21 protein-coding genes are annotated in these 20,570 nt (G+C 70.2%); 9 read left to right on the top strand and 12 right to left on the bottom strand.

The window, feature by feature from the left end:
- Window positions 1-544, bottom strand: a 544-nt coding sequence (locus SK571_RS44620) for a YbaK/EbsC family protein (RefSeq protein WP_319990169.1), incomplete at its 3' end; no start/stop codon positions are given.
- Between the two features lie 75 nt (window positions 545-619).
- Between SK571_RS44620 and SK571_RS44625 the strand changes: the two genes are divergently transcribed.
- The gene (locus tag SK571_RS44625; RefSeq protein WP_319990170.1) at window positions 620-1,375 is read left to right on the top strand and encodes a MerR family transcriptional regulator; all 756 of its coding nucleotides are present in this window, start codon (window positions 620-622) and stop codon (window positions 1,373-1,375) included.
- Between the two features lie 28 nt (window positions 1,376-1,403).
- On the opposite strand, the gene SK571_RS44630 is transcribed toward SK571_RS44625, so the two are convergent.
- From SK571_RS44630 to SK571_RS44650, 5 genes are all read right to left on the bottom strand, one after another.
- Complete coding sequence (locus SK571_RS44630; RefSeq protein WP_319990171.1) at window positions 1,404-1,955, bottom strand: type 1 glutamine amidotransferase domain-containing protein; 552 nt, start codon at window positions 1,953-1,955, stop codon at window positions 1,404-1,406.
- Window positions 1,956-1,964: 9 nt separating this feature from the next.
- Complete coding sequence (locus tag SK571_RS44635) at window positions 1,965-2,621, bottom strand: alpha/beta fold hydrolase (protein ID WP_319990172.1); 657 nt, start codon at window positions 2,619-2,621, stop codon at window positions 1,965-1,967.
- Complete coding sequence (locus SK571_RS44640) at window positions 2,618-2,911, bottom strand: DUF2516 family protein (protein WP_319990193.1); 294 nt, start codon at window positions 2,909-2,911, stop codon at window positions 2,618-2,620. Before SK571_RS44640 ends, SK571_RS44635 begins: the two co-directional genes overlap by 4 nt.
- A 103-nt stretch (window positions 2,912-3,014) precedes the next feature.
- The gene (locus SK571_RS44645; protein ID WP_319990173.1) at window positions 3,015-3,680 is read right to left on the bottom strand and encodes a hypothetical protein; all 666 of its coding nucleotides are present in this window, start codon (window positions 3,678-3,680) and stop codon (window positions 3,015-3,017) included.
- Between the two features lie 5 nt (window positions 3,681-3,685).
- Complete coding sequence (locus SK571_RS44650) at window positions 3,686-4,063, bottom strand: helix-turn-helix domain-containing protein (protein ID WP_090066023.1); 378 nt, start codon at window positions 4,061-4,063, stop codon at window positions 3,686-3,688.
- A gap of 118 nt (window positions 4,064-4,181) precedes the next feature.
- Here SK571_RS44650 and SK571_RS44655 point away from each other — a divergent pair, with 118 nt between their 5' ends.
- Entirely contained in the window at window positions 4,182-5,249 is a 1,068-nt protein-coding gene (locus SK571_RS44655; protein WP_319990174.1) for a methyltransferase domain-containing protein, read from the top strand.
- Window positions 5,250-5,321: 72 nt separating this feature from the next.
- Window positions 5,322-7,349: an NACHT domain-containing protein gene (locus SK571_RS44660; RefSeq protein ID WP_319990175.1), complete on the top strand. Its 2,028-nt coding sequence runs from the start codon at window positions 5,322-5,324 to the stop codon at window positions 7,347-7,349.
- Here SK571_RS44660 and SK571_RS44665 read toward each other — a convergent pair.
- Genes SK571_RS44665 through SK571_RS44675 form a run of 3 tightly spaced genes read right to left on the bottom strand, consistent with a single transcriptional unit; the run spans window position 7,285 to window position 10,717 of the window.
- Window positions 7,285-9,522: an FtsX-like permease family protein gene (locus SK571_RS44665; protein ID WP_319990176.1), complete on the bottom strand. Its 2,238-nt coding sequence runs from the start codon at window positions 9,520-9,522 to the stop codon at window positions 7,285-7,287. The two genes, SK571_RS44660 and SK571_RS44665, sit on opposite strands and share 65 nt — an antisense overlap.
- On the bottom strand, window positions 9,519-10,196 hold the full coding sequence (locus tag SK571_RS44670; protein WP_319990177.1) for an ABC transporter ATP-binding protein: 678 nt from the start codon (window positions 10,194-10,196) through the stop codon (window positions 9,519-9,521). Before SK571_RS44670 ends, SK571_RS44665 begins: the two co-directional genes overlap by 4 nt.
- Window positions 10,193-10,717 carry a PadR family transcriptional regulator gene (locus SK571_RS44675; protein WP_319990178.1) on the bottom strand — a complete coding sequence of 175 codons (525 nt, stop codon included), beginning with the start codon at window positions 10,715-10,717 and terminating at the stop codon, window positions 10,193-10,195. Before SK571_RS44675 ends, SK571_RS44670 begins: the two co-directional genes overlap by 4 nt.
- Window positions 10,718-10,803: 86 nt before the next feature.
- Between SK571_RS44675 and SK571_RS44680 the strand changes: the two genes are divergently transcribed.
- A complete protein-coding gene (locus SK571_RS44680; protein WP_266035580.1) occupies window positions 10,804-11,301 on the top strand; it encodes a CGNR zinc finger domain-containing protein in 498 nt (165 codons plus the stop codon).
- Here the strand turns inward: SK571_RS44680 and SK571_RS44685 are convergent.
- The gene (locus tag SK571_RS44685; protein WP_406602114.1) at window positions 11,274-12,521 is read right to left on the bottom strand and encodes a DUF445 domain-containing protein; all 1,248 of its coding nucleotides are present in this window, start codon (window positions 12,519-12,521) and stop codon (window positions 11,274-11,276) included. The genes SK571_RS44680 and SK571_RS44685 overlap by 28 nt on opposite strands.
- Before the next feature lie 29 nt (window positions 12,522-12,550).
- Here SK571_RS44685 and SK571_RS44690 point away from each other — a divergent pair, with 29 nt between their 5' ends.
- The 4 genes from SK571_RS44690 (at window position 12,551) to SK571_RS44705 (ending at window position 16,966) form a co-directional block, all read left to right on the top strand.
- Window positions 12,551-13,714 carry a pyridoxal phosphate-dependent aminotransferase gene (locus SK571_RS44690; protein WP_319990179.1) on the top strand — a complete coding sequence of 388 codons (1,164 nt, stop codon included), beginning with the start codon at window positions 12,551-12,553 and terminating at the stop codon, window positions 13,712-13,714.
- 96 nt (window positions 13,715-13,810) lie between these two features.
- Complete coding sequence (locus tag SK571_RS44695; protein WP_319990180.1) at window positions 13,811-14,341, top strand: RNA polymerase sigma factor; 531 nt, start codon at window positions 13,811-13,813, stop codon at window positions 14,339-14,341.
- A 241-nt stretch (window positions 14,342-14,582) separates the two neighbouring features.
- Entirely contained in the window at window positions 14,583-14,942 is a 360-nt protein-coding gene (locus SK571_RS44700) for a hypothetical protein (RefSeq protein WP_319990181.1), read from the top strand.
- Window positions 14,939-16,966, top strand: coding sequence for a CHAT domain-containing protein (locus SK571_RS44705; RefSeq protein ID WP_319990182.1), 2,028 nt, complete (start codon window positions 14,939-14,941; stop codon window positions 16,964-16,966). The genes SK571_RS44700 and SK571_RS44705 overlap by 4 nt, the downstream gene beginning before the upstream one ends.
- On the opposite strand, the gene SK571_RS44710 is transcribed toward SK571_RS44705, so the two are convergent.
- On the bottom strand, window positions 16,897-17,763 hold the full coding sequence (locus SK571_RS44710; RefSeq protein WP_319990183.1) for a hypothetical protein: 867 nt from the start codon (window positions 17,761-17,763) through the stop codon (window positions 16,897-16,899). The two genes, SK571_RS44705 and SK571_RS44710, sit on opposite strands and share 70 nt — an antisense overlap.
- A 243-nt stretch (window positions 17,764-18,006) precedes the next feature.
- Here SK571_RS44710 and SK571_RS44715 point away from each other — a divergent pair, with 243 nt between their 5' ends.
- Complete coding sequence (locus SK571_RS44715) at window positions 18,007-18,792, top strand: hypothetical protein (RefSeq protein WP_319990184.1); 786 nt, start codon at window positions 18,007-18,009, stop codon at window positions 18,790-18,792.
- A gap of 296 nt (window positions 18,793-19,088) precedes the next feature.
- On the opposite strand, the gene yczR is transcribed toward SK571_RS44715, so the two are convergent.
- Window positions 19,089-20,525 carry a MocR-like transcription factor YczR gene (yczR, locus tag SK571_RS44720; protein WP_319990185.1) on the bottom strand — a complete coding sequence of 479 codons (1,437 nt, stop codon included), beginning with the start codon at window positions 20,523-20,525 and terminating at the stop codon, window positions 19,089-19,091.
- Window positions 20,526-20,570 lie beyond the last annotated feature (45 nt).

Raw genomic sequence — 20,570 nt, forward strand, 5'->3', positions numbered from 1 at the left:
GGGCTAGACCGGGGAGGACCTCGGCCCCGGTGAGCTTCATCAGCACGTCACCGGGGATCAGGATCTTGCTGCCGCGAATGCCGCTGCCCACGATCAGTTCGGGGGCGGCGGCCACCTCGGGCGAGACGAGGATCGGCCAGTCCGCGGGCACACCGATGGGCGTGATGCCGCCGTACTCCATGCCGGTCAACGCCACGGTCTCGTCCATCAGCGCGAACGAGGCCTTGCGCGCGTCGAGCCGCTTGCGGATGACACCGTTCACGTCCGCACGCATGGTCGCGAGCACCATGCAGGCCGCATGACGGACCTGGTCGCCGCGCTTGCCCGCGACGACCACGCAGTTCGCCGACGCCGCGAGCGGCGAACCGTAGTGCGCGCAGAACTCGGCGGTGTCCGCCAGGGAAGCGTCGATCGGGGCGACGGCGACACGGTCAGCGCCGTCCAAGGTCTTGAGCGCGGCCGCGACCGGCTCGGGCACCAGGTCGAGGCGCGACAGCACGGGCACGGGTTCCAACGATCCAGCGATGGTCCACACGCGGTCCATCCTGCCAAATTCCCCTTTGACCTTTACGTTGCGTCAACCCCTACCTTCATTTTCAGAGCGCGAAGGGGGAACCGAATGGCCTGGTCGATCGCCCAGGTGGCCCGGATGTCGAAGGTGACGTCCAGGACGCTGCGGCACTACGACTCGATCGGCCTGCTGCCGCCGGCCTGGATCGGCGACAACGGTTACCGCTACTACGAAAAGGAACAGGTGCACCGCCTGCAGCAGATCTTGCTGCTGCGCGACCTGGGCCTGGGTCTCGACGTGGTGGCGGAGATGCTCAACGGCACGGACCAGCTGACCGTCCTGCGCAACCACCACCGGTGGCTGCAGGGCGAACGTCAGCGGCTGGACCGGCTCGCGAGCACCGTCGCGCGGACGATCGAAGAACTGGAAGGAGGGGATGAAGTGAAGATGGAAGAGCTGTTCGACGGCTTCGACGCGAAGAAGCAGGAACGGCACGAGGCCGAGCTCGTCGAGCGCTACGGCGACGGTGCGCGAGAGCACATCGCCGAGAGCCGCAAGAGGATGAAGGGCTGGACGCGCGCCGACGCGGACCAGTTCATGGCCCAGTGGCGGGAGATCGCCGAGGAACTCGGTGCGCTGTTCACCGCGGGCACGGCGATCGACGCTCCTCGGACGCAGGAGCTGGTCGACCGCCACTACCGCTGGATCTGCCTGAGCTGGACGCCCAACCGGGAGTCCTACAAGGGCCTCGGCGACCTCTACGTCGACTCGGACGAGTTCCGGGTCAACTTCGAGGTCGGTGGCGACAACATGGCCGAATGGCTGCGTGACGCCATGGCGCACTACGCCGAGACGCGCCTGTAAGAAGAGTGCCGGGAGCTGCAGATCCCGGCTACTCGGCCAGTCCGAACGCCTTCAGGGCCTCCCGGTTGAACGCCGGCAGGTCGCCGGGGTTGCGGGACGTCACGAGCGTCCACCCGTTCATGTCGCACACCCGGACGTCTTCGTCCGCCCAGTCACCGCCCGCGTTGCGGATGTCGGTCTGCAGGCTCGGGAACGAGGTCAGCATCTTGCCGCGCACCACGCCCGCCTCGACCAGGAGCCACGGCCCGTGGCAGATCGACGCGATCGGCTTGCCCGCCGCGACGAGCGCCTTCACCAACTCGACGGCGTCGTCGTCCATGCGGAGGAAATCGCTGTTCGCGACGCCACCTGGGATCACGGCACCGTCGTAGTCGTCGGCGTCGGCGTCGGCGAAGGTCGTGTCGACGGGGAACGCGTCGGCGGGCGTGAGGTGGTTGAAGCCACGCACTTCGCCGAGCTTCGGTGCGAGCAGGCGCGGCACTCCGCCGGCCTTCTCGACGTGCGCCCACGGATCGGTGAGCTCGACCTGCTCGATGCCCTCTTCGGCCACCAGGAACGCGATCTTCTTCTGTTCAACCATGCACTTCGGCTACCCGGCGAGGAAGGAGGCCAACCGGTGCCGGATCTCGGTCCGATGGGTGATCATCGGTGAGGGCGAGTCGATCAGCCACAGCTCCCCGTCCGGGAACGCGGCCGCGGTCGCCTTCGCCACGTCCCCGGGGTGCAGCGGGTCGCCGACAGCGCCGATGACCAGCACCGGAGCGGACACCGCGGCCAGCACGGAGGCGTCGGGAACGGCCACCTGGCCCGGCAGCTGCCCGGCGGCGGCCGCCAGCCGCGTCAGCGCGGCCCTGCGCTCGGCCACGTAGATCGGGGGCCCGACGGTCAGGTCGGACAGCTGCTGGAGCGTGAACGGCTGCCGGGGCTGGTCGAGCACCGCGGGCAGCAGCAGGGCGACGCGCCGGAAACGATCGGGTTCGAGCGACATCAGCCGGACCAGGGCACCTGCGCCCAGCGACACGCCAACGGCCTGATCAGCGGGAACGGTGCCCAGATCGGCCGCGATCCGGCCGTAGTCCCAGTAGCCCTCAGGCGCGTCCGGGGCGTCGCCGTGCGAGGGCAGGGTCACCACGACGCGGGTGCCGGGGAGCCCGGAGGCGGGAATCCTCGCCTCGCCGGGCGTGGCGCCGAGCCCGTGGGCGACCAGGGTCACCGGTGAGCCGGAGCCGTACGAGTGGGTGATCACCAACGGGGGCCGCGCTGGACCTCGATCAGCTTCGGGCGCACGTCCACCATGTACACGAGCACCGCGATGAGGCCGGCCAGCCAGAAGATCGACCCGACCCCGCCGGGGCCGAACAGCAGCAACGCCGCCGCGCCGCCTCCGGTGATACCCAGCCAGGCGGGCTTGGTCATCCGCTCGGCCGCCGTGTAGGCGTCCACGCGCTGGGTCAGCGCGTGGAAGAACGCGAACAGCCCCATGATGCTGAACACGAGGTCGAACACGAAGTACACGACGGTGTCGAGGTACCAGATGCTGAAGATCGGGATTTCGAACACGCAACCAGACTACGTGCACGTACGCCGGGAGGGGAGCAGCCCTCGCGGACTGCTCCCCTCCCGGTGACTTTTCAGCGACTCACTTGGTGGTGTTCGGCGTGGTCTTCTTCGCCGCGGCGGTCGTGCCCGTGGTGCGGGTCGTCGTCGCCGGCTTGCGCGGAGCCGTGCGGTTCGCGGTCTTGCGGGCGGTGCTGCGGACCTCGTGCGCGGCCTCGCCACCGACCTCGACGATCTCCTCCGCCAGCTTCTCGGCGGCGTCCTCGACCTCGTGGGCGACCTTCTCGCCGACCGAACGGGTGCGGCGGGTCACCTTGCCGAGGACGTCGTCCGCGATCACGCGGGCGTCGGCGGCGGCGGACTCGGCGCGCTTCTGCGCGGCCTCGACGGCGTGCTCGACCTGCTCCACGGCCTGCTTGACCTGCGGCTGGGCCTTGATCTGCTCCAGCGTCTGCTCGCCCTGGTCGGCGAGGTAGGTGTACAGGTTCACCGCGGAGGCGGTGTAGGCGTCGACGAGCTTCTTGAGCTCGGCCGGCTGCAGCTTGTCGCGCAGGTCGTTCAGCTCGGTCGGGAGGTCCTTGGCCTGGGTGCGGGCCTCTTCGGCGCGCTCCTTGGCCTTGGTGAGGGCCTCGACGACCGCCTTGGCGGCGAGGTCACCGGCACCGAGCGCGGCGAGCAGCGCCTGGCGTGCGGCGTGGGCGCCCTGCTCGGCGGCCTTGCGAACGTCGTCCTGGGTGAGCTTCGGCATGGAGATCAGTCCTCCTCGTTGGTGGCGGTGTTCTCCCGCCTGAAAGATTCGTAGACGTCGAGCAGCACCTGCTTCTGCCGCTCGGTCAGATCGGTCGCGGCGACGATGGCGTCCGCCAACGCACCGCCTTCGCGCTGCTGGAGGATCCCGGCCTCGACGTAGAGCACTTCGGCCGAGATGCGCAGGCCCTTGGCGATCTGCTGGAGGATCTCCGCGCTGGGCTTGCGCAGACCTCGCTCGATCTGGCTGAGGTATGGGTTGGAGACGCCCGCCTGCTTCGCCAGCTCCCGCAAGGAGATCTTGGCGGTGTTGCGCTGCTCGCGGATGTACTCACCGATGTTGCGGCCGAGGTCCGCGACTGCTTTGTCGATGGACTTGTCCACTGTTCCCGCTCCCGTTCCTCGTGCCACCAACCACGTTAGCGACGAGTGCTAGCTGTTGCAAGCACCCTGCTAGCAATCGCTGCGTGTGCTCCGCCACAGGGATACCGTGGGAGGTGACATGGACGACGCCGGGGCCTTGCGCACCGAGCTGGCCAACCACCTGCTCGGCGATGGAGTGCTGCGCGATCCCAAGTGGCACAAGGCTTTCCAGGCCGTCCCGCGCCACGAGTTCCTGCCGCGCTTCTACCGCCAGCTGCACAGCGGCGACTGGGAACCGCTCACCGCGGGCGACCCCGGCTGGCTGGAGCTCGTCTACGCCGACCGTGTGTGGGTTACCCAGTTCAACGGCGATGACACGGTGACCGGTGGCACACCGACCTGCTCGTCCAGCATGCCCACGATCATGGCGATCATGCTGGAGGCGCTGGACGTCCACACCGGACACTCGGTGCTCGAGGTCGGCACGGGCACGGGGTACAACGCGGCTCTGCTGTGCCACGCCGTCGGTTCGGGCAACGTGACCACGATCGACGTCGACCCGAACATCTCGCGGCGAGCGCGCGAACGTCTGCACGCCAACGGTTTCTTCCCCACCTGCGTGACGGGCGACGGCGCGCTCGGCCACCCGGGCCGCGCACCGTACGACCGCCTGCTGGCCACCTGCTCCGTCGCGACGATCCCGCTCGCCTGGCTGGAGCAGACGACACCGGGCGGCCTGGTGGTCACCACGCTGCACCGCCCGATCGGCGCGGGCCTCGTCCGCATCGTCTCCAATGGCGACGGCACCGGCGAAGGACGCGTGCTCACCGAGGACGGTCGCTTCATGCCGTTGCGCGCGCACGCCCACCCACCGGCGCCGGCCGGAGCAGGCTCGTTCGACCGCAGCACCACCACGCTGCCGTTCAACACCGTGCTCGACCCGGCCAGTCCCTTCGAGTTCTTCGCGGGCATCGCGCTGCGAGACGTCGTCGCGGGGCCCAGCTGGTTGGCCCATTCGGACGGATCCTGGGTGCACCACCACGGTTCCCGCGTCGACCAGGGCGGCCCGCGCCGGCTGTGGGACATCGCGGAGGACGCGCTCGTCACCTGGCACGAGCTGGGAAAACCCCGCCGCGGCCAGTTCGGGATCACGATCGGGCCCGACGGACAGCACCTCACCCTGGGCGATCTCCGGTGGCAGCTGTGATCAACAACCAAACGTCACGACACGGGTCACTGAATCGACCCCCAGCGGATGCGGTGCGTCATGATGCGACGCATGTCCAGATTCCGTCAGCAGGCGTTGCTGACCGGTTGCGTGCTGACCGCGGTCCTCACCGCGGCCGGGCTGTTCGTGACCGACCACGGCATCAACGCGCACCTGTGGCTGATCGTGCTCGCGCTGGCGTTCCTGGGCTTGCTGGCTCTGCTCGACCCCTGGGTCCGCCGCCGGCACAACGCCGCGCTGAGCACCGACGAGCACCTCGACGCGGCGTGCCGCGCGCTCGCCGTCGGCCTGCAGTCGCAGTGGAACGACGAGGTCCGTTCGCGCGGCCTCACCGATCCTGACCTGCTCGACCTGCACTGGATCGCGACCGAGCTGGACGTGAGCGACGAGCCGGCCGCGCCACCGGGACGCAGCGACGCGGTCGTGGGCGCGTTCCAACGGCAGATCAACCGGCGCATGGTGATCATCGGCGGGGCCGGCACCGGCAAGTCGACGGTCGCGATGCTGCTGACGTGCGGCCTGCTGGACCGCTACGACGGCGGCATGGTGCCGGTGCTGCTGCCCCTGTCGACGTGGAACCCGGCGGTCGAGGACATCCGCACGTGGCTCACGCGCAGGCTGTACGAGGACCATCCGGCGTTGCGCAACACCGAGCTGTACGGCAGCTACGCCGGTGACCTGCTGATCGAGCAGCACCTGGTCCTGCCCGTGCTCGACGGTCTCGACGACATCCCCGCTCACCAGCGTGCGGACGCTCTCGCGCGGATCGCCAAGGCGTTCCCCGCCAAGCGCCCGCTGGTGCTGACCTGCCGCACGGACGAGTTCGAGCAGGCCGTCCACCTCGCGGGCCCGCTGCCCGGCGCGGACGTCGTCGAACTGGCCCCGCTCGACCTGGACGAGGTCGCCGCCTACCTGCGGGCGAGCGCCGACAGCTGGGGCGCCGCGCGCTGGGAGCCCGTGTTCATCCAGCTGCGCGAGGAACCGGACGGCAGGCTCGCGGACGCGCTGTCGACGCCGCTCACGATGTGGCTGGCCAGCATGGTCTACGCGGACAGCGAGGCGGAGCCGACCGAGTTGCTCGACCGCGGTCGTTTCCCGGACGCGCGGGCGATCTCCGACCACCTCTGCGACGAACTGGTGTCGCGGGCGTTCGGCAACAGGGCGTTCGCGCACCACGCCAGGGCCACCCAGGTCTGGCCGCGGGACAGGGCGCGCAAGTGGCTCGAGTTCCTGGCCCACGAGATGCGCGACCGCGGCATCCGCGAGCTGGCCTGGTGGGAGCTGCGCCGGTCGGTCGGCAACACGTGGCTCGCCGTGCTCGGCGCACTGGTGCTGGGCGCGATCGGCGGGTTCGGCGTCGGCTGGCTGATGGCGTACTCGATCACGCCGTCGCTCGCCCCGATCACCGGCCTGGTCGCGGGCATCGCCGTCGGCGCCGCCGCGCTGACCGCGTCACACGAACGCAAGGCCAAGCCGCGGCTGGGGATCTGGCGCAGTCTGCTGCTCGTCCCCGGCGTTCTCGGACTCGCCGCCGGACTCGTCTTCGGTGCCCTGTACGGACTTTCCGCCGGGCTCGTGGTCGGACTCGGGCTCGCCGTCGCGATCGCGCTGCGGTTCGCGTTGTCGAGCGCCGCCGAGCTGTCGCAGGCTTCCAGTCCTCAGTGGACGATGGCACGCGACCGGATCGCCGTCTGGACCGGATCTCTCGTGCTGGCCGTGGTGTTCGGATCGGCGGCGGCACTGGTCTTCGGCCCGACCCAGACCGGCATGGTCGGGCTGGGGCTCGCGTCCGGGCTGATGCTCGGGTTCGCACTGGCCGTGCTGCACCTGCGCTGGTGGTGGTTCACCGTCGCCCGGATCTGGCTGGCACTGCGCGGAAAGCTGCCCTGGGAGCTGATGGTCTTCCTGGAGGACGCGCGCAAGCTCGGCGTGCTCTGCCGGGCGGGAGCCTGCTACCAGTTCCGGCACGGACTGGTGCAGGACCGCCTGGCAGAGCACGAGATGACGTCCAGGACTACTCGGTCCGCAGGCCAAGTGCTCCGGTCGCCCTTCTCAGCGAAGGCAACATCAGAGCAGTGACCAGCACGACCATCCCCACCGAGATGCCGGTGACGAAGCCGATGCCCGCCCAGTCGTAGTGGACCTCGGCGTCGAACGCCCTCGTGACCAGCACCCCGAGCAGGATGCCGGTGCCCACCGACACCACCGTGGAGATCACCAGCGGGATGGCGTTCTGCCACACCAGAGACCGGGCCAGCGTGCCGCGCGGCACCCCGCTGGCCGCCATCACCGCGAGCGGACGGCGCCGTTCCCGCACCTGCTCCAGCCCCACGACCAGCAGTGACGCTCCCGCGAGCAGCAACGTGAGCAGCGCGGCCCCGTAGAGCGCCCTGCGCACCGCCAGGAACACCTGCTCGACCTCGGACGAGTTGTCCTGACCGAAGAAGATGGTGTGCACCCGCCACGAGTAGGGCGCGAGAGCGTTGCGCACGTGCTCCGCGACGTCCGGCCGCGTCGTGTCCACCTCGGCCTGGATCTCGGCGTACGTGCGGGACAGGTCGAGGTTCCCGGCTGCGGCCGGGGTGACGAAGATCCCGAGGCGGGTACCGGTCCTGCGTTCCAGCGCCGGGACCGTCCAGGTGCCGCCGGTCTCCTCGAACCGGAGAACGTCACCGGCCTTGGGATCACCGAGACCGTTACCGGTCGGCACGAGGTAGGCCTTGCCGTCCGCGCAGTCCGCGAGGTCCACCACCGTCTTCAGCGCGGCGCACGTTCCGACCGCGATGGTGGTGTGGTCGTTGTCGGGCGTCGCCGCCCAGGTGCGCTGGACGCTGTGCACTCCGACCACACCCGGTGTCCTGGCCAGCACGTCCGGCAGGTCCGGAATCGGGGTGGTCTCGTTCACCGTGACGCTGAGGGAGTTCCTGCTCGCTGCCCGCGTGTCCTCGGCCTTCACGTCGTTCTCGACGCCCGCGAGGATCACCTGCAGCGTCACGGTGCCCGCAAGCACGACCGCCACCCCGCCGACGACCCGTGCCGCCGTGCCCGCGTCGAGCTGCAACCGGCGCACGGCCAGCTGCAACGCGGGCGTGGCGCCGCTCAGCCGGTGAACGGCCCGTTCGACCAGCCACGGCAGCAACGCCGGGACGGCGAACATCAGCAGGACGACGCCGGCGATGATCGGCCACTCCTCCGGCTTCGCCTGCCCGCCGAACTTGCCGAACTGGCTGGCCAGCAGCGCCGCGCCGGCCAGCGCGGGCACGACCCGCCACCACAGCCTGCGCCTCACCGGCTTCTGCTCGCGGACCACGCCGAGCGGTTCGACGATCGTGCGGCGCATGGCGAACACCGAGGTCAGCACCGCCAGGACCGGCACGGAGATCACCACGACAAGCGTCAGCGGCAACGTCGGCGTGAGGTCGCTCGGGAACACCGCCATCTCGGGGATGGGGATGTCGTCGGCGAGCGGCCTGATCGCGAACAACAGCCCGAACCCGACGACGAGTCCCACCACCGCACCGGCCAGGGCTTCGCCGGACGCGATCAGCCGCACCCGTGTCGCACCCGCCCCGACCAGTCGCAACGCCGCCAGCCGGCGATCGCGCTGAGCGGCGGCCAGCCGGGTCGCGACGCTCACGAACACCAGCACGGGGAACAGCAGCACGACCGCGCCGACGATGCTGAGCATCAACAGGATCGTCGGCAGCCCACCGCCTGGGTACTCCTGGCCGAACGCGTAGACCTGGTTGCCGTTGTTCCGCTGGATCTTCGAGTCCCCCGCGAGGAACCTGAGGTCCTGCGGACCGTCCATGCCCTCCGGCGCGAACGTGCCGATGACCTTCTGCGGGAACCTCGGCCGCAGCAGTTCGCCCTCTGGGCTCGCCAGCAGGTCCGCGAGCCGCGGCGACACGATGATCTCGTTGTCCCCCGGCAGACGCTCGACGCCGGGCGGCTTGGGCGCGTCCGCCACCATGGCGCGCACGTACCCACCCCTGATGGAGTCGGTCCGGTAGGCGACCGACCCGTTCTCCAGCAGCAGCGGCGCCGCCCCGGTGCCTTCCTCGACGAGGTTGCGGGCGTCTCCCCGCTGGTCGCGGTTGCCGAACGCGGTCGGGATCGACGCGGCGAGCAGCAGCACCGCCACGCACATCCCGATGCCGGCACCTTGGAGCAGGAGCCTCACCCAGGACTTCCGGCTGCCCCCGACAGCCAGCCGGACGCCCAGGGCGAGATCGCTGAGAACGCGGTTCACCTGACGAACTCCACGTCCCGTGAACGGCCGTCGCGCACCACGACCTCGCGGTCCGAGTACGCGGCGACCCGCGGCTCGTGCGTGACGAGCACGACGGCCGCGCCGGTCTCCCTGGCCGCGGTCGTGAGCAGGTGCATCACCCGCTCGCCGTTGAGCGAGTCGAGTGCGCCGGTCGGCTCGTCGGCAAAGATCACCTTCGGCGCCGTGACCAGCGCACGGGCCACCGCGACCCGTTGCCCCTGGCCACCGGAGGTCTCGCCGGGCCGCTGGTCCGCGACCGCGTCGACCTCCAGCCGGGCCATCCACTCCTTCGACGCGCGCTCGGCGTCCCTGCGCTTCATGCCGCTCAGGCGCAGCGGCAGCGCGACGTTCTCCAGGCAGGTGAGCTCCGGCACGAGCTGGCCGAACTGGAAGACGAACCCGAACTCGGTGCGCCGCAGCTCGCTGCGGTCGCCGTCGCTCATCCCGGTCAGGTCGCGGCCGCGGTAGGTGACCGTGCCGGAGTCCGGCGGCAGGATGCCCGCGAGGCAGTGCAGCAGGGTGGACTTGCCGGACCCGGACGGGCCCATGATCGCCACGACCTCGCCCTCGCGGATCGAGATGCCGGCACCGTCCAGCGCGTTCGTCTTCCCGAACGACTTGCAGAGGCCCTCAGCGGTGAGCAGGGACGTCATCGGGCCACCTCCTCGGCGAGTTTGTCGAGGCGGGCCGCGGTCAGCTCGAGCCACCGCAGGTCCGCTTCGAGGTGGAACAGGGCGAAGTCGCAGATGAGCTGGTCGGCGAGGTCGCCGTCCGTCTTGCGCCTGGTCAGCTGACGCATCGCGGTGAGGTGCGCGGCGCGTTGCGTGTCGAGGACCTCGGTCGCGCTGCGGCCGGACAGCAGGGCCAGCACGACCTTCGCGTAGAGGGTGTTCTGCAGGTACGGCTCGGGCTTCTCCGGCGTGCCGAGCCAACGTTCCACATCGGTGACCCCGGCGTCCGTGATCGCGTACCGCTTGCGCTCCGGGCCGTCGCCCGCCTCCACGCCCGCCTCGCTCACGAGGCCGTTCTTCAGCAGTCTCGACAGGGTCGAATACACCTGTCCGTAGTGCAACGGCCGGTCGTGACCGAAACGCTCGTCATACGCGCGCTTCAGGTCATATCCGTGCCTTGGACCGCCTTCCAGCAGGCCCAACAGTGCGTGCCCGATCGACATGAGGAGGACTATACACACGATGTATACACCTGGTGTATTCCCTGGATGCCCTGACGGGCGACCGCCGTGGCGCCTACAGTGGAGGGGTGACTGGTCTGACTGTCGGCTGGGATCACGACGTCGAGCTGCTGCTCGACTTCCTGAACACTCGACAAGTACTGGACAGTGAAGCCTCCTGGCGCGCGTGGGTGACCGAGCGCGGCCTCGGGCGGAGCAGCGAACTCGCGCAGGCGCGCGCCGCTCGTGCGGCACTGCGGTCGTCCATCGAGGGGTCGTCAGGGCCTCAGACGGCAGCGGGCGTCGTCCACATCGAGCTCACCGACGGCGTTCCGGTGCTGTCGAGCTCGGACGCGCTCGGCGCGGTGCTCGCCGCGTCGGCCCGCCTCGCGGTGCTGGGCTCCTGGGAACGCTTCAAGATCTGTCCTGCCGATGATTGCCAGCGTGCGTTCTTCGACCGCTCGCGCAACCGTTCGCGCACCTGGTGCTCGATGCAGGTGTGCGGGAACCGCGAGAAGGCCCGCACGTTCCGAAAACGGACAAGAGCCCAGAACACGCCTCAGAACAGCACGTTGGCCACGGTGTAGATCACCAGGCCGGCCAGCGCGCCCACCACGGTGCCGTTGATCCGGATGAACTGCAGGTCCCTGCCGACCTGCAGTTCGATCTTGCGCGAGGTCTCCTCCGCGTCCCAGCGCTCGACCGTGTCCGTGATCAGCGTGGTGATCTCCGCGCGGTAGTTGCCGACGACGTACCCGGCGGCCTGCTCCAGCCAGCCGTCGACCTTGGCGCGCAGCTCCAGGTCGTCCGTGAGGTTCGTGCCGAGCGTGATCAGGCCCTGCGTGACGCGCTTGCGCAGCTCGCTGGACGGGTCCTCGGCGGCATCGATCAGCATCTTCTTGGCCGTGCTCCAAGCGCTGCTGATCAGCTTCTGGACGTCCGGGTGGCCGATCACCTGCTGCTTGACCTGCTCGGCGCGGTGCATGGTCGCCTCGTCGGTCTGCATGTCGCCGGAGAACTCGATCAGGAACTGGTCGACGGCGAGGCGCATCGGGTGGTTGACGTCGGTCTTGACCGCCCAGGCGAAGTTGACGAGCTCGGTGTAGACCTTGTCGCCGAGCAGGGCGTCGACGAACTTGGGCGACCAGGTCGGCGCGCGGTCCGAGACGATGAGGCTGACCTTGTCGTAGTTGTCGCGCACCCACTCGTAGGCGCGGTCGCACATGAGGTCGACGAGCTTGTGGTGCGCGCCGTCGGTCAAAACCTGCTGGAGCAGCTTGCCCAGCGGCGGACCCCACGGCTTCTCCGTGACCCGCTTCACGATCGCCTGCTCCACGACCGCCTGGACCTCTTCGTCCTTGAGGACCGTGATCGCGCCCTTGAGGACGTTCGAGAGCTCGTTGGTGATCCGCTCGGCGTTGGCGGGCTGCTTGATCCAGGCGCCCGCACGTTCCGCGATGCCCGCCCGGCGGAGCTTGTCCTGCACGATCTCGGGGCTCAGGAAGTTGACGCCCACGAAGTCGCCGAGCGTCTGCCCGAACATGTTCTTGCGTTCGGGGATGATCGCCGTGTGCGGGATCGGCAGCCCCAGTGGCCTGCGAAAAAGGGCCGTGACGGCGAACCAGTCCGCGAGGGCGCCGACCATGCCGGCCTCCGCGGCGGCCCGCACGTAGCCCACCCAGGCACCCTCGAAGGCGTGCGTGCCGAAGAAGATGATCGTCGCGCCTATCAGGAAGCTCGTCGCGACGAGCTTCATCTTGCGCAGGTCCGTGCGCTTCTGCTGGTCAGCGGCGGTCAGTTGCTCCACAACCACATTGTCCGTGAAGATCCTGCGTTGTGCGGGTACCAGCGCTAGTTCCCCGGTTGCAGCCGTTCACGTCGACCATCTTCGCGGAGATGACGGCGCTGGCCGTGCAGCACGACGCCGTCAACCTCGGTCAGGGCTTCCCCGACACCGATGGTCCGTCGTCGATGTTGCAGGCCGCCCAGTCGGCGATCGCGTCAGGGGTGAACCAGTACCCGCCCGGCCCGGGCATGCCGGTGCTGCGCCGCGCCGTCGCCGCCCACCGCTCCCGCTACGGCCTCTCCTACGACCCGGACACCGAGGTCCTGGTGACCGTCGGCGCCACCGAGGCGATCGCGGCCTCGTTGCTGGCGCTGGTCGAGGCGGGCGACGAGGTGATCCTCATCGAGCCGTACTACGACTCGTACGCCGCCTCCGTGGCCATGGCGGGCGCGACGCGGGTGACCGTCGGCCTGCGCGAGGACGCCTCCGGCCGCTTGGCGCTGGACGTCGACGCCCTGCGCGCGGCCGTGACGCCGCGGACTCGGGCGATCCTGGTCAACACGCCCCACAACCCGACAGGCACGGTCTTCCGCTTGGAGGAGCTCCAAGCGATCGCCTCCCTGTGCGTCGAGCACGACCTGCTGGCGATCACGGACGAGGTCTACGAGCACCTGGTGTTCGACGGACTCGTCCACATCCCGCTGGCCTCGCTGCCGGGCATGGCGACGCGGACGTTGTCGATCTCCGGTGCCGGCAAGACGTTCAACTGCACCGGCTGGAAGATCGGCTGGGTCTGCGGCCCCGCCGAACTCGTCTCGGCGGTCCGCGCGGCCAAGCAGTTCATGACCTTCGTCGGCGGCGCACCGTTCCAGCCAGCCGTCGCCCACGCCCTGACCGCCGAACTGGACTGGGTCACCGGGCTGCGGGACTCGCTGGCGTCCAAGCGCGCACGCCTGGCCGAGGGCCTGCGCGCGGCCGGCTTCGAGGTGCGCTCGTCCGAAGGCACCTACTTCATCTGCGCGGACGTCCGGCCGCTGGGCTACACCGACGGCCTGGCGCTGTGCCGCGACCTGCCCGCCCGGATCGGCGTCGCGGCCGTGCCGGTCCAGGTGTTCACGGACCGGCCCGACCAGTGGAAGCACCTCATCCGGTTCGCGTTCTGCAAGCAGGACGCCGTGATCGACGAAGCCGCGGAGCGCCTCCACAAGCTGTAGTTGCCCACAGGTGTGGATAAGTTTCTCCACAACTGTGGACAACCCACTTTCGGGTGAGGTGCGGAGCCGCGGCTCCGGAGTTCGACTCCAAATGGCATGGACTCGAACACTGAGGTTCTCACCGCGTGGCGTTCCGGTCTCTCGGGCTGGGACGCCCTCGTCGAGCGCTACTCCCGGCTGGTCTGGTCGGTGCCCAGATCGTTCCGCCTGAGCCAGACCGACGCCGCCGACGTCTACCAGTGCACCTGGCTCTGCCTGGCAGAACACCTCACCCGCCTGCGAGAACCCGAGCACCTCGCGACCTGGCTGGTCCGTACCGCATCCCGCCAGTCGATAGCAGTCCTGCGCACGCGGGGCCGCGAGGTCTCCTACGACCTCTGGGAGCCGGCGTCCGTCCTGCCGGCCCCGGACGAGGTCGCCATCACCAACGACCGGCAGCGCCGGCTGTGGTCCGCGCTGATGACCTTGAACGAGCGCTGCCAGCGGCTGCTGAGGATCGCTGCCCACAGCCCCGAACTGAGTTATGCACAGGTTGCCGACGCCCTGGGGATGAAGCTGGGGAGCGTTGGCTCCACGCGCAGCCGTTGCCTCGCTGAGCTGCGGCGGAAGCTGGTGGACCTGCGATGAGGGACTACCTCCTGGCCCTGCTGGCCGACCTCTTCGATCGCACCGACGCCCCGCCCCAGCCGGGCCTCCGCAGGCTGTCCACAGCTCCAGGCTGCGCCGACAGCCCATCGGGGTCTGCGGTTCTGCCGTGCACTGACGTTCCGGCCCAGGCCGCCGCCCCTCCCGAACCCGCCGCCCTGTCCCGCGCCGACGCCCCGCCTCAGCCAGTTGTCCACAGCCTGCTCGACCTAGGGGGTTCGCGATGAGGGACTCGCTGCTCGACGAGATCGCCGGCCTGCTCAGCTCCGACACCCCGCCGCCGGCTCTCGCACCGCGCCCGACGGGCCTCGAACCGATGACCCCTGTGGACGAACCGGTCCGCGGCCCCTCCCGCCAGCTCGTGTTCCACCTCGGCACCGGCCGCCTGCACCTGCAGCTCGACCCCGGCCACCTGACCGGCGTGCTGGACGACAGCGACCTCGCCGTCGAGATCCACTCACCGTCGTCCGTCCAGGCACTGCGGCCGGATCCCGAGGGCTGGTTCCGCGCGACCGTCCAGCCGGGCCCGGTGTGTGTGACCGTGCCCGGTCTGGGCCTCACGACCGGCTGGTTCGTCGCATGAGCGCCAGCGCCGACCCCCGGGCCACCATCGCGACGACCGAGGTCCGCGGCACCAGGGCACAGCGGGCCGACGCCCTGCACGACCTCAGCGTCGCCCACGTCGAACTCGGCCACCTCGACGTCGCCGCCCGGTTCGCCCGGCGCGGGCTGCGGCTCACCGGCGAGGCGCGGTTCCACCTGACGCTCGCGTGGATCGAGCTGGACCGTGGCCGCCGCAAGCGGAGCCTTCAGCACCTCGACCACGCGACACCCCTGCTGCGCGGCAGGGAGCTCGCTCGGGCCAGGTGTCTGCGCGGGCTGCACCTCTGCCAGGAGCCCAGGTTGGCGATCGCCGAACTCACCGCGGTCATCCGGGAGTTGCGCAGGTACGGCGACGAGAGGTGGCTGGCCAACGCTTTGATCGGACGCGGGATCGCCCGCTGCAACGCGACCAGGCTGACGTCCGCCGAGGCCGACTTCAGGGCCGCGGAGACGCTGCTGCGCGCGATGGGCGAGCCGGGACGGGCGGCGATGTGCCTGCACAACAGGGGATTCGTCGCGATGCTCGCCGGCGATCTGCCCCTGGCGCTGCGCAGGTACGAGGAGGCCGCGAAGGCCGGTCTCGACTCGGCGAGCCGGCCGGAGGCACTCGTCGACCGGGCCGAGGCGTTGCTCGCGGCCGGGCTGACGGCGGACGCGCGACGGGTGCTGGCGCCCGCGATGGAGTTGCTGCGGCGGTGCGATCGGCACGTGCCCGAGCTGGCGGTGCTGAGCGCGCGTTGTGCGTTGCGCGACGGAGATCCGGCTCCGGCCGTCCGGCACGGCGGCACGGACGTCGAGTTCATGCTGGCGGCCGGGAAGCTGGACGCCGTTGCGGCGCACCGGTTTCGCGGGCCCGCCCAGACGCGGGCGCTCGGGTGGCTCGCGCAGGCTCGGCGGTCTGATCGGCGAGGTGCACTCGCCGCGTGCCGGGCGGGTCTGAAGGTGCTCGACGAGCACCACGGTGACTGGCCGCGGCGCGAGCTGACCGGGCACGCACTCGGGCTCGCCAGGACTGCCCGCGAGGTGCTGCACTGGTCAGAGCGGCACCGGGCCTCCGTTCCGCTGCCTCCCAACGATCCCGGGCTCGCGCAAGCGCTCACCGACCTGCGCCGGGCGAAGGCGTTCGGACTGCCACTGGAGGCGTTGGAGCGGAACGTTCGAAGGCTCACCCTCGCGTCCAGGAGAAGCGAGGACACGGACGCCGCACCGACGGGACTGCCGTTGGTCAGCTTCATCGTCCACGAAGGACAGATGAAGGCCGTCACGCTCGTCGACGGACGTGCTCGGATGCGCGTGGTGCCCGACCCCTCCGAACTCGTCCGTTCCGCGAAGCTCGCACTGCGGGCCGGGCGCGCCGTCACCACCGACCTGCTGCCGGAGGCGGAGGAGGTCGTCGTGATCCCCGACGGGGTGCTGAACGAGATGCCGTGGGCGGCACTGGGCCGCCGGGTCCACGTCGTTCCGTCGTTGAGCCGGTGGAGGCCTTCCGGTCGCGGCGGCCACCGGCTCTGGGTCACCGGACCCGGGCTGTCCTGCGACGAAGTGCCCGCACTGCACCAGGAACACGGCGGCACGATCGCAGAGTCCACTGTGGAATCAACGCTCAAGCAGCTCGACGGCGCCGGAATCGTGCACATCGCGGCGCACGGGCACGTCCACCCGGACAACCCGCTGTTCTCCCACCTCGAACTGCGGGACGGCCCGCTCTACGGCTACGACATCGCGAGGATCGAGCACCCGCCCGAGACGGTCGTCCTGTCGGCCTGCGAGTCGGGTCTCGCCCGCGCGTTCCTCGACGCCGGCACCAGAGCGGTGATCGCGAGCGTGCTGCCGGTGCCGGACGCGCGGGTCGGGGCGGCCATGGCCGAGGTCCACCGCCTCGTCGACCACCCGGCGGAAGCCGCGCGGGCCGTCGCCCACCTGGGCTTCAGCTGCTACGGCACCGGCACGAGGGTGGCGGCGTGCAGGGCGGCGGCGAACGACGTGCCGGTGCAGAGCAGCTGAGAGGTCCCGACCGTCGCCGGCACGTCGACCCCGGACGCGACCACGTCCACCCAGTGCCCGCGGCCGGAGAAGGCGGCCGAGGTACCCACCGCCGTCACCGAGGGCAAGGCGGCGGGCCACCACGGGCGTTCGGAACCGCCGTTGCCCGCCGCGGCCACCACGTTGCCGCCGCAGCCGGCCAGGACCGGCGGGCAGAGGTCGTCGAACGAGTAGGTGCCGGAGGCGACCAGCACCACCGGCAGGTCGCGGGTGGCGCGCAACGCGGCGGCGAGGGTGAGGTCGTCGCCGAAACCCGAGGCGCCCAGGACGGGGAACGGGCGCACCAAGGCTCCGTGGTGGCGGAGGACGCCGGCGACCAACGCGCCGTGCGGGGCGTCCAGAGGGGTGTCGAGCAACGCGACCGTGCCCTCGCCCAGCAGGTCCGGGAGGCGCTCGCCGATCACCGGGCGGGAGGTGCCGATCATGATCGGGCAGGCGAAGTGGACGTGGTTCGGGGTGGCCCCCACGTCGGCGGCGACCTCGACGACGCGCGCTCGTTCGGAGGCTTTCAGGTGCATGCGGATGGCGCCCGAAGCGATCTCCTCGTGCGAGTAGACGCCTCGCAAGCGCTTGCGCACAGTGGGTGCGTCCAGCGGCAGGACGATCAGTTCCCCCGAACGGACCAAACACTCGTTTGGGCCGGCCGAATCGTGCACGACCACCGGACCGAGTTCGGCGGAGGCGTGATCGACCAGCTCAGAGAGGCTGTTGACCTGCTTGGGCGCGTCCACAACGGACACCATCCCCCGCCGCGACACGGTCCACAGGAGACCGACGCGCAATGTCACTCGATCCGATGACGACACTGAGGGTGTTCATGCCTGATCAGGGCAACACGGACAGCCGCACAAGACCGCCCTTCCGGGTGTTTAGCGCGGAGTGGGTTCGCAAAGTCACTCACCGGTGCTAGACATAGCTCTACGTCGACCTCCGATGGCGCGCTGTGCGTTGAGGGTGACCCGAAACGGTGGACGGGTGGTGATCCTGTGGCAGGTGGTGGAGTGCGTGCACTGCTGCTGCGGACTGCTGCCCTCGGCGGGCTCACCGCCGCCGCCTGGCTGCTGAGCGGGACGACCGCGTCCGCCAGCCCCGAGGAACCCCCTGCCGCCGCGTTCACCACCGAGACCGCCGCTGAAGCGCCGCAGCTCCTCGACGACCCGGCCGGGTGGGCGAAGGCGTTCACCGCGTCGGTGGTGGAGAAGCACCAGCCGGAGAAGCTCGTCCCGCCGCCGGCGCTGACGGAGCCGGAAGAAGAGCCCCAGGAAGAGGCCCAGGAAGAGCCCGACGAGGGCCCGATCCTCGACTTCACCGGCGGTTCGACCAGCAACTCGCGCTCGGGCACCATCTCGAACGAGGCACCGCCCGAGGTCATCGCGGCCAAGGCCAAGGTCCGCGCCGCCAGGATCGCCGCGAGGCTCGCGGCCGCACTGCCCCCGCCGCCTCCTCCGCCACCCGCGCCCGTCCTGGTGGCCAAGAAGGCCGTGCAGCTCCTTCCCGATCTTCCGGTGCCCGCTCCCGTGAAGACCGAACCCGCGCCGGCGAACGACTACAACTGGTCCATTCCCGGCCCGGACGCGCCGCTGCCCGCACCGCAGCAGGCCCCCGTGGTCGCGACGGCCTCCGCGTCGTCCGGCCACACCGACAACTCCGGCGGCACGCGCGGCGTGCTCGCCGTTCTGACGTCGCACAACTCGCTCTTCCCGCCCGCCACGTGGTCGGTCGAGGAGCGTCGCGACGGCACTGCGCCCGGCAGCATTCCGGGCCTGCCCAGCACGTCACCCGACTGAGTCCGACAGGACCAGTCTGCCCTCTGCGCGATTTGTGACCGTCTCGTGCCGTCGCGCCAGTAACTCCTTCTGTCATTTCCCGTTGTACGCAAGGAACCCCAGTCTTCCTGACCTGCCAACCGCGCCCTGGCAGGTCGGGTCTGGTCCGAGTGCCGCGCTGCCCCCGCAGTCTCGGACCACACGGGAAACCTGCGGACGGGGAACGCCAATCCCTGGGACGTTCCCCTCCGCAGGCCTCTCGTTTGCAAGTTCGTCGGCCCGGTCTCCCCCGCTGCGGGAGACCGGGCCGACGTGTCTCACGCGACCGGCGTCGACAGCTCGGCATCCGCCGGAAAGCCTGTACCCGCAACAGATGCAGCTATCACACCCAAACGGCCTATCGCTTCTCGCAGCACTTCGGGTGACTGCGTGTACGGCACTCGGAGCATCTGCTCACACCCCCCGTGCACGGCCCACCTGGGGCCGGGAACGAGTCGCAGGCCGTGGTTCTGCGCCATCACGGCGATCCGGGTGCTGATCGGCGCGTCGAGCGTGCACCACAGGCCGAGACCACCGGCCGGAACCTTGAAACTCCACTGTGGACAGTGCTCCGCCAGTGCCTGCACCGCGACGTCCCGTTGCGCGGCGAACTCCAGGCGCCGTTGCCGCAGCACGGGTTCCGGATCCTTCAGCAGGTCGGCCAGCACCAGCTGCTCGAACACCGGCGTCCCCAGGTCGATCGCCGCCCTCGTGGACGTCAGGCGGTGCACGATCTCCACCGATGCCCGGATCCACCCGACGCGCAGTCCGCCCCAGTGCGACTTGCTCGCGGATCCCAGCGTCACCACCAGGTCCCCGCCGAACGCCGCCATCGGCAACGGCATCGGTTCGTCGGTCAGCGACAGCTCGACCAGCGTCTCGTCGACGACGAGCGGCGTGTGCGCCTTGCGCAGCACGGCGACGAGAGCTTCCCGGCCGGCGGAGGAGAGCAGCGCTCCGGTCGGGTTCTGGAAGTCCGGGATGAGGTAGGCCAGCCGGGGCCCGACCTGGCGCAACGCCGCCTCGTAGGCGTCGACGTCCCAGCCGTCGTCCGTCATCGGCACCGGTACCGGGATCGCCGACGCCGCCCGCACCGCCTCCAGCGCGTTGGGATAGGTCGGCTGCTCGACCAGAACCCGGTCACCGGGCCCGGCGAACAGCCGCAGCGTCAACGCCCACGCGTGCTGCGCTCCTGACGTGACCACGATCTGGTCCGCCGAGGTCGGCAGTCCCCTCACGGTGTACCGATCGGCGATCACCTGACGCAGCACGGGCAGCCCGCGCTCGTGATAGCCGTGCGATCCCAGGTGCTCGGGCATCTGGGCCATCGCCGCCACCATGGCCTGCCGCAGTCCGGGATGCGCCGGCGGCGCACACCGGGTCAGGTCGATCAACGTGTCGTCGCCGCCCGTGATGCCGCCGCCGGCGCCGACCGGACCGTTGATCCACGACCCGGCCCCGCGCCGCGACTCCACGACCCCCTCGGTGCGCAGCTGGTCCAGCGCGGCGGTGATGGTGGTGCGGCTCACCGGCAGCGCGTCGGTGAGCTCGCGTTCGGACGGCAGCCGCGTCCCGACGGGCAACCGGCCGTCCGCGACCAGCAGTTTCAGCGCCGCGGCGAGGTCGACCGACCCCTGCCGGGTACCGCCACGACGCCACTCACCCAGAAGCCGAGCCAGTCGAGCACCGGATATACGTCCACCTGGTGGGAGCATGAAGCCAATTATCCCGAATTGGCTATGGATTACCAGGCCAATCGC

It is taken from the genome of Lentzea kristufekii, from assembly GCF_033949925.1.
Taxonomy (GTDB): domain Bacteria; phylum Actinomycetota; class Actinomycetes; order Mycobacteriales; family Pseudonocardiaceae; genus Lentzea; species Lentzea kristufekii.

Coding starts and splice junctions, on each gene's coding strand:
- SK571_RS44625 (WP_319990170.1), top strand. CDS start 620: ATGGCCTGGTCGATCGCCCAGGTGGCCCGGATGTCGAAGGTGACGTCC.
- SK571_RS44630 (WP_319990171.1), bottom strand. CDS start 1,955: ATGGTTGAACAGAAGAAGATCGCGTTCCTGGTGGCCGAAGAGGGCATC.
- SK571_RS44645 (WP_319990173.1), bottom strand. CDS start 3,680: ATGCCGAAGCTCACCCAGGACGACGTTCGCAAGGCCGCCGAGCAGGGC.
- SK571_RS44655 (WP_319990174.1), top strand. CDS start 4,182: ATGGACGACGCCGGGGCCTTGCGCACCGAGCTGGCCAACCACCTGCTC.
- SK571_RS44660 (WP_319990175.1), top strand. CDS start 5,322: ATGTCCAGATTCCGTCAGCAGGCGTTGCTGACCGGTTGCGTGCTGACC.
- SK571_RS44670 (WP_319990177.1), bottom strand. CDS start 10,196: ATGACGTCCCTGCTCACCGCTGAGGGCCTCTGCAAGTCGTTCGGGAAG.
- SK571_RS44675 (WP_319990178.1), bottom strand. CDS start 10,717: ATGTCGATCGGGCACGCACTGTTGGGCCTGCTGGAAGGCGGTCCAAGG.
- SK571_RS44695 (WP_319990180.1), top strand. CDS start 13,811: ATGGACTCGAACACTGAGGTTCTCACCGCGTGGCGTTCCGGTCTCTCG.
- SK571_RS44700 (WP_319990181.1), top strand. CDS start 14,583: ATGAGGGACTCGCTGCTCGACGAGATCGCCGGCCTGCTCAGCTCCGAC.
- SK571_RS44705 (WP_319990182.1), top strand. CDS start 14,939: ATGAGCGCCAGCGCCGACCCCCGGGCCACCATCGCGACGACCGAGGTC.
- yczR (WP_319990185.1), bottom strand. CDS start 20,525: ATGCTCCCACCAGGTGGACGTATATCCGGTGCTCGACTGGCTCGGCTT.